The sequence below is a fragment of the Flavobacterium ammonificans genome, assembly GCF_020885975.1.
Taxonomy (GTDB): domain Bacteria; phylum Bacteroidota; class Bacteroidia; order Flavobacteriales; family Flavobacteriaceae; genus Flavobacterium; species Flavobacterium ammonificans.
The window spans coordinates 1,705,168-1,717,053 of the sequence record NZ_AP025183.1 but is presented as its reverse complement, the minus strand read 5'-3'; the positions used below and the strand labels follow the sequence as shown (position 1 = coordinate 1,717,053).

Here is an 11,886-nt window from a genome sequence, read left to right as displayed (position 1 = left end):
CTTCCATAATCCTACAGTTGTTAATTAAATCCAAAATTAAATCCATTTACGAATTCCCGATATAGCAGTTGCACTCTCCATTTTTTTGTTAAATTTGTGGCTATGACTAAAGTTAGTATAATCGGTTCTGGAAATGTAGCACAACATTTAATTCAGGCTTTTCAATTGGATAATTCAATTGAAATAGTTCAGGTATTTGCGCGAACTAAAAAGAATTTGGCACACCTACTCCATACAGATCGTATTATTTCCGACTATTCGCAATTACAAGCTGCGGATGTTTACATCATAGCCGTTTCAGATGATGCCATTGCTGAGGTTTCTTCGGCTTTACCTTTTAATAACCAATTGGTAGTTCATACCTCAGGAACAGTTGCTTTAACATCGATTGCAATTACAAATCGCCGTGGTGTTTTTTATCCTTTACAAACATTTTCTAAAGACAAAGCAGTGAATTTTAAAACAATTCCTATTTGCTTGGAAGCCGAGAATGAAAAGGATTTCGAAACTCTAAGCTCAATAGCCTCTACTATTTCTGATGCTGTGTACAAAATTAATTCTGAACAGCGAAAAGCCTTGCATATAGCAGCCGTATTTGTAAACAATTTTGTGAATCATTTGTACCAAATGGGCAACGAAATTTGTGAAAACAACCAAGTCCCTTTTGAAATTTTGAAACCATTAATTCAAGAAACAGCACATAAAATTATAACGCTTTCGCCAAAAGATGCGCAAACAGGTCCAGCAAAGCGAAACGACTTAAAAACAATTGAAGCACATCAACAATTTTTAACTGACGAAAATCAAGCTAATGTGTATAAAATATTAACTCAATCCATACTAAATAATGGCAAAAAGCTATAAAGAAATAATGAACGACATCACGACTTTTGTTTTTGATGTGGACGGTGTTCTTACTGACGGTTCCGTTTTTGTTTCAAACGAAGGAGAAATGTTACGAACTATGAACATTCGAGATGGATATGCTTTAAAATCAGCCATAGATTGCGGATATAATGTATGTATCATTTCGGGCGGAAGCAACGAGGGAGTTCGTGTTCGTTTACGCAATTTAGGAATTACGGATATTCATTTAGGAACCCCTGATAAAGTTGCAACTTTTGATGAATACACCGATATTTATAACATTAAACCGGAACAAGTGCTCTATATGGGCGATGATATCCCTGATTATCACGTAATGAAATTAGTAGGTTTACCAACTTGCCCTCAGGATGCTTGTCCAGAAATAAAATCCATTTCAAAATACATTTCACATAAAAAAGGCGGAAAAGGAGCTGTTCGAGATGTAATTGAACAAGTGATGAAAGTGCAAGGAAAATGGATGGAAAATTTTGACGGAAAACACGATTAAAACCAACAAATGCTTAAACACAAATTAGCCAACTATTCCATAATTTTAGCTTCGGGTTCACCGAGACGCCAACAGTTTTTCAAAGATTTGGATTTGGATTTTGAAATTCGTCTTAAAGAAATTGAAGAAATCTATCCACCGGAATTGAAGGCAGGTGAAATTACCAATTATTTAGCCGAGCTAAAAGCCAATGCTTTTGAAGGGGAATTAAACGATAACGAAATCCTAATCACAAGTGATACTATTGTTTGGCACAACGATAAAGCTTTGGGTAAACCCAGAGATAATGAGGATGCTTTTGCAATATTAAAATCACTTTCAAATGCAACGCACGAAGTGATTACTTCGGTTTGTTTTAAAACAAAAACCAACACAGAACTGATTTCTGAAATTACAAAAGTGACATTTAACCCACTAACCGATGCGGTGATTGACTACTATTTGGAGCATTATAAACCTTTTGATAAAGCGGGTGCTTACGGTATTCAGGAATGGATTGGTTTTATTGGCGTTGCTAAAGTAGAAGGTTCCTATACCAATGTAATGGGAATGCCTACGGATAAAGTTTTTGAGTATTTAAACAATTTAGATAAATAATATGATGACTACTACATTATTTGATGATTATGCCCGAGAAGCCATAGCTACTGGAATTGTGTTGATTTTATTGGTCGTTTTACGTGTCATTACAACAAAATTAGTTCGCCGATACGCTCGTTTAAGCCAAACTGTCGAACGTAGAACTAATTTAGTTATCAAATACCTCCATTTGCTAATTAATATATTTCTAATTATTGCTCTTACCATAATTTGGGGAGTTGATGCAAAAGATATTATTATTGCAGTTTCCTCATTGGCAACAGTTGTGGGTGTCGCTATGGTTGCCCAATGGTCTATCTTGAGTAACATTACCTCAGGAATAATATTGTTTTTTTCGTATCCTTTCAAAATTGGAGATACAATTCAAATTCACGATAAAGATTTTTCAATTATAGCTGAAATTGATGATATTGGTGCTTTTTATATAAGTATGATTACAAAGGAAGGTGAGTTAGTAATATACCCCAACTCTTTAGTATTACAAAAAGGAATTTCTATTGTTAAAACCGAATTTCTATCCTCTGAATTCACAGACTAAAGAGAACACTCAAACGCATAGAGTATGAATTTAAAAAATACCGTTTGGAAAAAAAGATATACTTGGGTACTCCTAATTAATGCGGTGTATATTCTATTTTTTTATTTCATAATGCAATTATACGCTTAAGCAATGCAATTATTTGACTGGATAATATTAATTGTTACCTTACTATTTATAGTAATATATGGCGTTTGGAAAACCAATGGAAGTAAAAATGTCCAAGATTATATTTTAGGTAGTAATGAAACACCTTGGCATATCATAGGTCTATCCGTTATGGCGACTCAAGCAAGTGCTATCACATTTTTATCTACTCCAGGTCAAGCCTATCATGACGGAATGGGTTTTGTACAGTTTTATTTTGGTTTACCCATAGCCATGGTGATTGTTTCCTTAACATTTATTCCAATTTATCATAAATACAAAGTCTATACCGCTTACGAATATTTAGGAAAACGTTTCGATACTCGAACACGTTCATTAGCGGCCTTTCTATTTTTGTTCCAAAGAGGATTAGGTACTGGATTAACTATTTACGCTCCAGCAATTATTTTATCTGGTTTATTAGGTTGGAATATTAACTACCTTAATATCATTATCGGCCTATTGGTAATTGTTTACACTGTAACTGGCGGAACTAAATCGGTGAACGTAACCCAAAAGCAACAAATGTTTATCATCTTGTTAGGAATGCTTATCACCTTTTTTTGGATACTGTATTACTTGCCAAATGATATGAGTTTTAGTAATGCCATGCATATTGCTGGCGCCAATGATAAAATGAATATTGTCAATTTTTCTTTTGATCCAGAAGAAAAATATACTTTTTGGAGTGGAATTACAGGAGGTTTTTTCTTGGCTTTGGCTTATTTTGGTACAGATCAATCTCAAGTAGGACGTTATTTATCTGGGAAAACGGTAAAAGAAAGTCAGATGGGTTTAATAATGAACGGCATACTCAAAGTTCCTATGCAATTCTTTATTTTGTTAACAGGTGTACTTGTTTTTGTCTTTTTCCAATTTAACCCAGTACCTTTAAATTTTAATCCGAATAACAAAATTAGTGTTGAAAATTCACCCTATAAAAGTGAATACAATCTACTCGAAAAAAAATTAGAGCTAATATCGGAAGACAAGAAAGTAATCAACCTCTTGTACATGGAACAGTTGAATCAGGATTATGACAATCCTATTCTGCGTAAAGAAATGATATCTTTATCAGATAAAGAAAAAGATTTACGCGATCGTGCTAAAGAATTGATCTCTAAAGCCAATAAAAACAATGAAACGAATGATAAAGATTATGTCTTTTTTCATTTTATCTTAAATTACTTACCCAAAGGACTCATTGGATTGTTATTAGCTGTAATCATTTCAGCAGCCATGTCATCCACAGCTTCCGGTTTGAATGCATTGGCTTCGACCACAACCATTGATATTTATAAACGTAATTTAGTAGAAGAAAAATCAGACCAACATTATCTTAGAGCCAGTAAAATTTTCACACTTTTTTGGGGAATTGTGGCGATTCTATTTGCTTGTATTGGCACTTTATTCGAAAACTTAATCCAATTGGTTAACATTATTGGCTCCATTTTTTACGGAACTGTTTTGGGAATATTCTTAGTAGGTGTTTACTCTAAACGAATTCAATCGGATGCCATTTTTTACAGTGCTGTTTTTAGCCAAATTACTATATTCATCATCTATTACTTTGCTATTTATATTTATCCAAGTGGCGAAGAAAAACTAGGCTATTTATGGCTTAATTTCATAGGTGCACTATTAACAATGATCTTGTCTTGGTTATTAGAACGATTGGTATTCAAAAATCAGAAAGCTTTTATAGACTAAAAAAAATCCCGTTTCAATTGAAACGGGATTTTTAATGAAATGAATTTCTAATTATTTTTTGCTCCATTCAGCAATACTATCTTTATTCATCTTAACGTAATCTTGATTCTTAGCTTCTTCAGCAGCTTCAAGCGATAGTTTAGCAGTTTCAATTGCTCCTGATTTATCTCCCATTTTAGCTTGAATTACAGATTTAAGGCGTAAATACCAAAATGGTTTAACTTTACTCATCTCCAACGATTTATTAACGTAATCTAAGGATTTACCCATATCAGAATTAGACTGGAACAAATAATTGGCAGCCGAATAATAATCATTAGCGGTTGGTCCAGCTAAAACTTTATCTATACTAGCCATAGCCGTTTTTTGAGTTGGAACCTCAAATTTCAAACTTACAAAAGAGTTCTCCCAAGAGATTTCTAATTTAGCCGAATTATTGTCCAGATTAGAAATGGCAATAGTTAAGTTCTCAACTGGTTTTGATAAAGCTTCTTCCTTAACAGTAGTTTTCAAGGCAACATTGGCTTCATTGAATTCTTGAGGTAACCCCCAATTGTCAGTTGTTGTATAAAAAATAACATCCCAACTTTCAATTCTTGGCACTGTATACAAGGCATATTTTCCTTTTTTTAAGGTTTTGCCATCAATAACTACATCATCACTGAATGAGATTGTTGTATTTTCATTGGCACCCGTTCTCCAAAGTTTACCAAAAGGAACCAAATTTCCAAAAACAGGTCTTCCTTTTGCTCCTGGACGCGAATAATTTAAATCAACTTCTGTTAATCCAACCATTTGACTAACTATAGCTCTAGGGCTAGACTGTGGTGTTTTGATTTGTGCTTGTGCAACAAATTGAGAAATTAATACGGCTAATGCAAAAATTATTTTTTTCATAGTTTTATTTTTAATTGATTCCAAATTTACAAATTCAAATGAATGCGAAGTGTTAATTTTAATTTAATATCTTGACAGCTTGAGCATTTAGCTCATTAAAATGATTAATGATACAATCTGCTGCATCAAGATTTTGATCTTTTGAATGTGCACTTACATATCCCACACAAAAAATTCCGGCGGCTTTGGCTGCTTTTACGCCATTCGTACTATCTTCAATCACAATACAATTTTCTTTTGGCGCAATTGATAAAGAAGCCGCATGTTCAAAAATTGCTGGATGTGGTTTGGATTTTGGAAAATCTTCTCCACTGACAATATGAGTAAAATAGTCATGTAAGCCAAAACGAGTAAAAACGCGATCAATCGTCACTTTCGAAGCCGAAGAAGCTAAAATCAATTGAATTCCGTTTTGATGTAAATCTTCTATTAAAGCTCTTACACCTTCAAGCAATTCCAAATCTTCTTTGGTATCAAAAGCATCATTAAAGATACTTCTCTTTCGCTGAATCAAGTCTTCTACCTCCTGCTCTAATTGAAATTGTTCTTTTAAAGTTTGAAACGTATTTCGAGTCGAAAATCCAGTAAACGAAGTATACATTGCCTCGGTTACTTCAATATTCAGTTCCTCAAATTGTTTGAAATAGGCATAGCGATGAACCGGTTCGGTATCCACAATTACTCCATCCATGTCAAAAATCACCGTCTGTATCATAGTTGATTTATCTAAAACTAATTAGTCTCTGTTTAATAAATAGCGAATCACGGTTTCTGCTGCATACAAGCCAAACAATCCAGGCATATAACTGTTAGTGCCGTAAAATGATTTCTTGAAATTCTTTCCGTCAGTTGTTTTTAAACTTGTTTCGTCCTGAATTTCTGAAGAGAAAACTACTTTCACTCCTTTGTCAATTTTTACTTCTTTCAAACGGCGTTTGATGGTTCGCGCTAAAAAGCAATTTTCTGTTTTACTAATATCAGAAACTTTTACTTTAGCCGCTTCCATTTTACCTCCAGCGCCCATACTGCTGATTACTTTTACCCCTTTTCTTTTGGCAGCGATAATTAAATTCAATTTGGGTGTAACGCTATCGATACAATCCAAAACATAATCAAATTCTGTTGAAACCAATTCAAACGCACGCTCTGGCGATAAAAATTCTTGGATTCGAGTCAATTGTAATTCGGGATTAATGTCCATTAAACGATCACCCACAATGGAAATTTTAGGTTGACCAACGGTAGAATGTAAAGCAGGTAATTGTCTGTTAATATTGGTAATATCCACTACATCTCCATCAACGATAGTCATAGTGCCAACTCCTGCTCTTGCTAAAAATTCAGCCGCAAAAGAACCCACACCTCCTAAGCCAACGACTAATACTTTAGCGTTTTGTAATTTTTCTAATCCTTCTTTTTTAAATAATAATTCGGCTCTTTCTGTCCACTCTGCCATACTATTGATTGTTTATTAGTTTATAAGTTTATTTGGTTATTTGTTAAATGGGTAGCAAAAATGGTATTAAAATTAGTATTCACTATTTCTTGCATTTGAGCAACTGAAAGCCCTTTATATTGTGCAGCTAAATCATACACTTCTTGAATCGTTTGTTCGTCTGTATCGGTTTCCAAAAAAAATCGGTCGTTAGGCATGGCACAAAAAACAGATTCTAATTGGGGCATTCGCAATAAATATTTTCCAAATGAAATACAACAACCATTTGCTACTAATTCCTTGGCTACGGATTCATTTTTAGAAAATCCATGTATGAGAAAAGGAACCGAAATTTTCAATCGCTTTTTAATCGCAATCAACTCCTGAAAAGCCGCTACACAATGAATTACAACTGGTTTTTGGTATTGTTCTGCCAAAAGCAATTGACGTTCAAAAACGGCTTGCTGTAATTGAACCGGAATTTCAATTCGCTTGTCCAAACCGCACTCGCCTACTGCCAAACAATTTTTTTCTTTTAATTTACTTTCAATAATAGCCAAATCACTTTCGATACGATCTTCCACAATAAACCAAGGGTGAATTCCAATAGAATAATTCGGAATTTCATCATTAAATTCTTGAGGATATTGATTGACTAATTCAATCACATCTGATTGATTGCTATACGAATGCGTATGTAAATTAAAGTACTGCATTAATCATGAAACTTTTTTACCCCCGCTCGAATTTCAATTTTTAAATCGTTTTCCAAAGGCACTTTCGGACATGAATATTTAGGATTATAAGCACAATACGGATTGTATGATCTATTGAAATCAATCACAATAGTATCAGCTTGAGGGATTTCCAAATCAAGGTATCTTCCCCCAATATAACTTTCGTTCCCACAAGTCAAATCCGAAAAAGGCAAAAACAAATAGTCTTTGTATTGCTCTTTTTTAGACAATTCTATATTTCTGTAGATATTCAACTTAAAATCTTGACCGTAAATACTAAAATGCGCTTCTCCGTATTTTACATAAACGGGTTTTCTAGCCGTAGTAGTCTTCATTTCAAAAGGTTGCTCGTTCTCAGTGCGAATGAATTTAGCCACTACAAAAAATTGGGCATTAGCAGGATAAAAATCCAAGCTTTGGAAATCTTTTAAATCTTCGGGTAAAAGCGGACTCGTTTTAGCATCGGCATATTCGGCATTCAATTCCTTTTGGAATTTTTCTACACTAGCCAAATCAAATTGGGCTTGGGCAAAGCCAAAACCAAATTGCATCATCATTAATAAAGCAACTACCTTCTTCATCTGAAAATTATTTCAGCAAAAATACTACAATCCAATAGAAAACAAAGCAATTTAAAAGCAAATGAAATTAATTTAAAACATCCTAAATTCAAGACTAAATCCTTAGCTAAAAGTTGGTACCTTTGCCACACAATTTTTACTATGATTCAGTCAGGACTGCAACGATACATCAATAATTTTAGAGGCTTTCGAAGAGAGGTTTGGATTTTGGCGTTGATTACTTTTATCAATCGCGCCGGAACAATGGTCTTGCCATTTCTATCCAAATACCTCAAAGAAGACTTGCATCTTTCCTATTCTCAAGTAGGATGGATTATGGTGTGTTTTGGTTTTGGCTCGATGCTTGGCTCCTGGTTAGGCGGAAAATTATCTGACAAAATTGGGTTTTACAAAATCATGATTTTCAGTTTATTTACTAGTGGTGTGATGTTCTTTTTCTTGCAATACATTACATCTTTTTGGGCCTTATGCGTCAGTATGTTTACCATTATGGTGATTGCCGATATGTTTCGTCCCGCCATGTTTGTGTCATTAGGCACCTATGCCAAACCCGAAAATCGTACGCGCGCTTTGACCTTAGTTCGTTTAGCTGTCAATCTAGGTTTTGCAGCTGGACCCGCCTTAGGTGGTTTGATTATATTAAGCCAAGGCTACCAAGCTTTATTTTGGGTAGATGGAAGTTCTTGTATTATAGCGATTGTTCTTTTTGCAGTATTGGTAAAAGAAAAGAAAGTCCCTGAAGATTTAATTGCCAAAAAAGAAGCTGAAGCCAAAAGAGAATCCGTTTTTAAAGACAAAATATTTTGGATTTTCTTATTCGTTTGTTTCATAACAGCGGTTTTATTCTTTCAATTATTTACTACGCTACCGCTCTATCACAGCGAACATTTTGGCTTAACCGAGTTTCAAAGCGGACTGATTTTGTCTTTCAACGGAATTCTTATTTTCTTTCTAGAAATGCCCATCGTTAGCTATTGCCAACGCAAAGAGATTAGTAAACTCAAGATTATTTTGTGGGGAAGCATACTAATGTCAATTAGTTTTTATGTATTGCTATTGAATGCCTGGGCAGGGATCTTAATTGTGAGTTTACTCTTCATTACTTTTGGCGAAATGTTTATTTTCCCCTTCTCCAATTCTTTTGCATTGAGTCGTGCTCCCAAAGGCCACGAAGGCCGTTATATGGCTTTATTTACCATGAGTTTCAGTTTGGCGCACATTGCCAGTTCCAAAATGGGGTTAGAAATTATTAGCCACTTCAACTACCAAGCTAACTGGTTTGTAATGGGAACATTGGGAGTTATTGCTGTATTGTGTTGTATTTGGTTGCAACGTTTACTTAAACAAGCCCAATAAATTAGCTTAAAAACTAAAAAATTAGTTAAATAACTATAAAAATAGTTGTATAACTAAAATAATAGTTTTACGTTTGGTCTATAAAATTTATAGCCATGCAAAAACTGACCAACAAAGAAGAAGAAATAATGCACATTTTATGGAAGCTGAAAAGAGCTTTTGTAAAAGACATTATGGAAGAAATTGTAGAGGATAAACCACACTACAATACACTCTCAACTATTGTTCGAAATTTAGAAGAGAAAGGATATGTAGGTTACAATGCCTACGGTAAAACCCACCAGTACTTCCCTATTGTTCCAATTGAGGAGTATCGAAAAGTATTTATGAATACCGCTATTACTAATTACTTTAATAGTTCGTACAAAAATCTAGTTTCCTGTTTTGCTGAAGAAGAAAAAATTTCAGCTGAAGAGCTACGTGAAATTTTAGCTTTAATCGAAAAAAAGGACTAGTATGGAAAACTTCCTACTCTATTTTGCTAAAGTAAATGGACTCATCATAGCGTTCTATTTATTGTATTGGGTATTCCTACGTAAAGAAACTTTTTACGTTGGCAATCGTTGGTATTTGTTAGCAGGACTCGTAACGTCAATTATTTTACCTTTAATTACTTTTACTAAATTCGTCTGGGTTGACCCAGAACCGATTTCTAAATACATCGAAGTGGTTCCACTAGTTGACGATACAACAATTAGAACTGTTTCAGAAGAACCTATAGATTGGTCGCTAATTTTGAGCTCAGCTTATGTGTTGGTTTCCCTAATTATTATACTAAAAGTAGGAATCGAAATTGCTTCTTTTTTTAATAAGATTATCAAATTGAACAAACAGAAAGACACCAATTTCACTTTGATTTATTCTAACTCGACAGAAAATCCATTTTCTTTCTTTAAGTACATAGTTATTAATCCTACTCTTTTTTCTAAAGAGGAATACGAACACATTATAACGCACGAACGTATTCACGTCAAACAGTTCCATTCCATTGATGTATTAATCTCAAAAGTTTTCTGCGCATTGTTTTGGATTAATCCGATCATTTGGTTGTACCGAAAAGCGATGTTGCAAAATTTAGAATTCATTGCCGACAATCACTCTTTGGAACAAATTGAAAGTAAATACGAATATCAAAAAACACTTCTAAAGGTAGTCGCTAATCAACAATCATTAAGTATTACCAATCCCTTTTATCAATCATTAATAAAAAAAAGAATTATTATGCTACACACAAATCAATCTCACAAAAGAAATGCTTGGAAGTACGCCACCATTATTCCAGTATTAGTTGGCTTTATGTTATTATTTCAAATTGAAACTATTGCTCAAGTAAAAGATAATTCAAAAATTGTTAGTTACTCTGTCGAGGTTGAATTAGATAATTTAATCACTTCTAAAACAACAGATGATAAAATTAAAGCAATTCAGAAAAGTTTTGATACAGAGGATTACAATTTAAAAATAAATAATATTAAACGTAATAAAGTCGGAGAAATCATAGCCATACGTTTAGAGTTTTCTTCAAAAAAGAATTCCAAAAGAAAAATTATCAAAGAAGTTAGAGGAGACAAACCTATTAAGACTATAGAAATTTTAATTAGTGAAAATGAAGACAATTCTTTTTATTGCAGATTTGTAGAGAATAGCAATGGTGCAGTTGTTGATAGTTTTGAAATTAAAAAAGATAACAATAATCCAACTGAAAATTATTGGAGTTTGGATAATATGGTAAAAAATGGAAAAGAGGTTGTATTAATAATAAATGGAAAAATAAAAGGTTCTACACAAAAGTTCAAAATGTCATTGGATCAGGATTTAGGTGATATGGTAGAGATTACACCTCAGGAGTTTGAAAAAAAATACAATCAAAAAGCAGATAAAAATAAATATTACCTCGAGGTTGAAACTGTCAAGTCAAATGAGAAAAGTAATATTGCTATTGCAAAATACTTAGATTCTAAAGATGATGAAAAAAATGATATAAAAATTACCGCTATTAAAAGTAATTCACCGTCTACAATTAATCCTGAAACAATAATTTACCTTAATGATAAGGAGATTTCTAAAATCGAAATGGATAAAATTAATCCTAAAACAATAAAATCGGTTGATGTCAAGAAAGAAAAATCAAATGGAGAAATTAGGATAGTAACTAGTTATAATGATCTAAATAAAGATACTGAAATCCTACTCGATGACAAAGTAATTTCTTACGAAGAGTTAAAGAAATTAGATAAAAATGAAATTGAATCTATTCAAATCAAAAATAATAATGGTAAAAAATCCATTGAAATACTGAATAAAAACGCTAAAGCGATTAATGATAATTCCTTAAAAGAAGTAAGATATGTTTCAGGAACAGAAGAAGCAAAAATCGAATTAATCAAAGCAAAAATCGAATTAGAAAAAGCAAAAACTGAAATTGAAAAGGCCAAAATAGAATTGGAAAAAGCCAAACTTGAAATAGCTAAATCAAAATCTAAAAACAAAAAGAAATAAATCAATAAACA

Annotated in this window: 13 protein-coding genes; 8 read left to right on the top strand and 5 right to left on the bottom strand. The window is 33.1% G+C overall.

Features of this window, described 5'->3' with window-relative positions:
* Positions 1–102: 102 nt before the first annotated feature.
* The 5 genes from LPC23_RS07775 to LPC23_RS07755 all read left to right on the top strand — a co-directional run bounded on the left by LPC23_RS07775 (position 103) and on the right by LPC23_RS07755 (position 4,370).
* Complete coding sequence (locus LPC23_RS07775; RefSeq protein WP_229329342.1) at positions 103–864, top strand: Rossmann-like and DUF2520 domain-containing protein; 762 nt, start codon at positions 103–105, stop codon at positions 862–864.
* Positions 848–1,375 (top strand): KdsC family phosphatase, encoded by a 528-nt coding sequence (locus tag LPC23_RS07770; protein ID WP_229329341.1) that lies wholly within the window; start codon positions 848–850, stop codon positions 1,373–1,375. Before LPC23_RS07775 ends, LPC23_RS07770 begins: the two co-directional genes overlap by 17 nt.
* 9 nt (positions 1,376–1,384) lie before the next feature.
* Positions 1,385–1,972 (top strand): Maf-like protein, encoded by a 588-nt coding sequence (locus LPC23_RS07765; protein ID WP_229329340.1) that lies wholly within the window; start codon positions 1,385–1,387, stop codon positions 1,970–1,972.
* Position 1,973: 1 nt separating this feature from the next.
* On the top strand, positions 1,974–2,513 hold the full coding sequence (locus LPC23_RS07760) for a mechanosensitive ion channel domain-containing protein (protein WP_229329339.1): 540 nt from the start codon (positions 1,974–1,976) through the stop codon (positions 2,511–2,513).
* 132 nt (positions 2,514–2,645) lie between these two features.
* Positions 2,646–4,370, top strand: coding sequence for a sodium:solute symporter family protein (locus LPC23_RS07755; protein WP_229329338.1), 1,725 nt, complete (start codon positions 2,646–2,648; stop codon positions 4,368–4,370).
* A 51-nt stretch (positions 4,371–4,421) separates the two neighbouring features.
* Here LPC23_RS07755 and LPC23_RS07750 read toward each other — a convergent pair whose 3' ends face one another.
* From LPC23_RS07750 to LPC23_RS07730, 5 genes are read right to left on the bottom strand one after another with little or no spacing between them, the layout of a single operon-like run.
* Positions 4,422–5,267 carry a DUF2911 domain-containing protein gene (locus tag LPC23_RS07750; RefSeq protein ID WP_229329336.1) on the bottom strand — a complete coding sequence of 282 codons (846 nt, stop codon included), beginning with the start codon at positions 5,265–5,267 and terminating at the stop codon, positions 4,422–4,424.
* Between the two features lie 58 nt (positions 5,268–5,325).
* Positions 5,326–5,982, bottom strand: a complete 657-nt coding sequence (locus LPC23_RS07745; RefSeq protein ID WP_229329334.1) for an HAD family hydrolase — start codon at positions 5,980–5,982, stop codon at positions 5,326–5,328.
* A gap of 21 nt (positions 5,983–6,003) precedes the next feature.
* Positions 6,004–6,723 carry a tRNA threonylcarbamoyladenosine dehydratase gene (locus tag LPC23_RS07740; RefSeq protein WP_229329332.1) on the bottom strand — a complete coding sequence of 240 codons (720 nt, stop codon included), beginning with the start codon at positions 6,721–6,723 and terminating at the stop codon, positions 6,004–6,006.
* Positions 6,724–6,743: 20 nt separating this feature from the next.
* Entirely contained in the window at positions 6,744–7,418 is a 675-nt protein-coding gene (locus LPC23_RS07735; protein WP_229329330.1) for a TatD family hydrolase, read from the bottom strand.
* Positions 7,418–8,020 carry a DUF1684 domain-containing protein gene (locus LPC23_RS07730; protein ID WP_229329328.1) on the bottom strand — a complete coding sequence of 201 codons (603 nt, stop codon included), beginning with the start codon at positions 8,018–8,020 and terminating at the stop codon, positions 7,418–7,420. Before LPC23_RS07730 ends, LPC23_RS07735 begins: the two co-directional genes overlap by 1 nt.
* Before the next feature lie 141 nt (positions 8,021–8,161).
* Between LPC23_RS07730 and LPC23_RS07725 the strand changes: the two genes are divergently transcribed.
* The 3 genes from LPC23_RS07725 to LPC23_RS07715 all read left to right on the top strand — a co-directional run bounded on the left by LPC23_RS07725 (position 8,162) and on the right by LPC23_RS07715 (position 11,875).
* Entirely contained in the window at positions 8,162–9,376 is a 1,215-nt protein-coding gene (locus tag LPC23_RS07725; RefSeq protein WP_229329326.1) for an MDR family MFS transporter, read from the top strand.
* A gap of 95 nt (positions 9,377–9,471) precedes the next feature.
* Positions 9,472–9,831 (top strand): BlaI/MecI/CopY family transcriptional regulator, encoded by a 360-nt coding sequence (locus tag LPC23_RS07720; protein WP_229329324.1) that lies wholly within the window; start codon positions 9,472–9,474, stop codon positions 9,829–9,831.
* 1 nt (position 9,832) lies between these two features.
* Positions 9,833–11,875 (top strand): M56 family metallopeptidase, encoded by a 2,043-nt coding sequence (locus LPC23_RS07715; RefSeq protein WP_229329322.1) that lies wholly within the window; start codon positions 9,833–9,835, stop codon positions 11,873–11,875.
* Positions 11,876–11,886: the final 11 nt, after the last annotated feature.

Coding starts and splice junctions, on each gene's coding strand:
- LPC23_RS07750 (WP_229329336.1), bottom strand. CDS start 5,267: ATGAAAAAAATAATTTTTGCATTAGCCGTATTAATTTCTCAATTTGTT.
- LPC23_RS07775 (WP_229329342.1), top strand. CDS start 103: ATGACTAAAGTTAGTATAATCGGTTCTGGAAATGTAGCACAACATTTA.
- LPC23_RS07770 (WP_229329341.1), top strand. CDS start 848: ATGGCAAAAAGCTATAAAGAAATAATGAACGACATCACGACTTTTGTT.
- LPC23_RS07735 (WP_229329330.1), bottom strand. CDS start 7,418: ATGCAGTACTTTAATTTACATACGCATTCGTATAGCAATCAATCAGAT.
- LPC23_RS07760 (WP_229329339.1), top strand. CDS start 1,974: ATGATGACTACTACATTATTTGATGATTATGCCCGAGAAGCCATAGCT.
- LPC23_RS07720 (WP_229329324.1), top strand. CDS start 9,472: ATGCAAAAACTGACCAACAAAGAAGAAGAAATAATGCACATTTTATGG.
- LPC23_RS07725 (WP_229329326.1), top strand. CDS start 8,162: ATGATTCAGTCAGGACTGCAACGATACATCAATAATTTTAGAGGCTTT.
- LPC23_RS07730 (WP_229329328.1), bottom strand. CDS start 8,020: ATGAAGAAGGTAGTTGCTTTATTAATGATGATGCAATTTGGTTTTGGC.
- LPC23_RS07715 (WP_229329322.1), top strand. CDS start 9,833: ATGGAAAACTTCCTACTCTATTTTGCTAAAGTAAATGGACTCATCATA.
- LPC23_RS07740 (WP_229329332.1), bottom strand. CDS start 6,723: ATGGCAGAGTGGACAGAAAGAGCCGAATTATTATTTAAAAAAGAAGGA.
- LPC23_RS07765 (WP_229329340.1), top strand. CDS start 1,385: ATGCTTAAACACAAATTAGCCAACTATTCCATAATTTTAGCTTCGGGT.
- LPC23_RS07755 (WP_229329338.1), top strand. CDS start 2,646: ATGCAATTATTTGACTGGATAATATTAATTGTTACCTTACTATTTATA.
- LPC23_RS07745 (WP_229329334.1), bottom strand. CDS start 5,982: ATGATACAGACGGTGATTTTTGACATGGATGGAGTAATTGTGGATACC.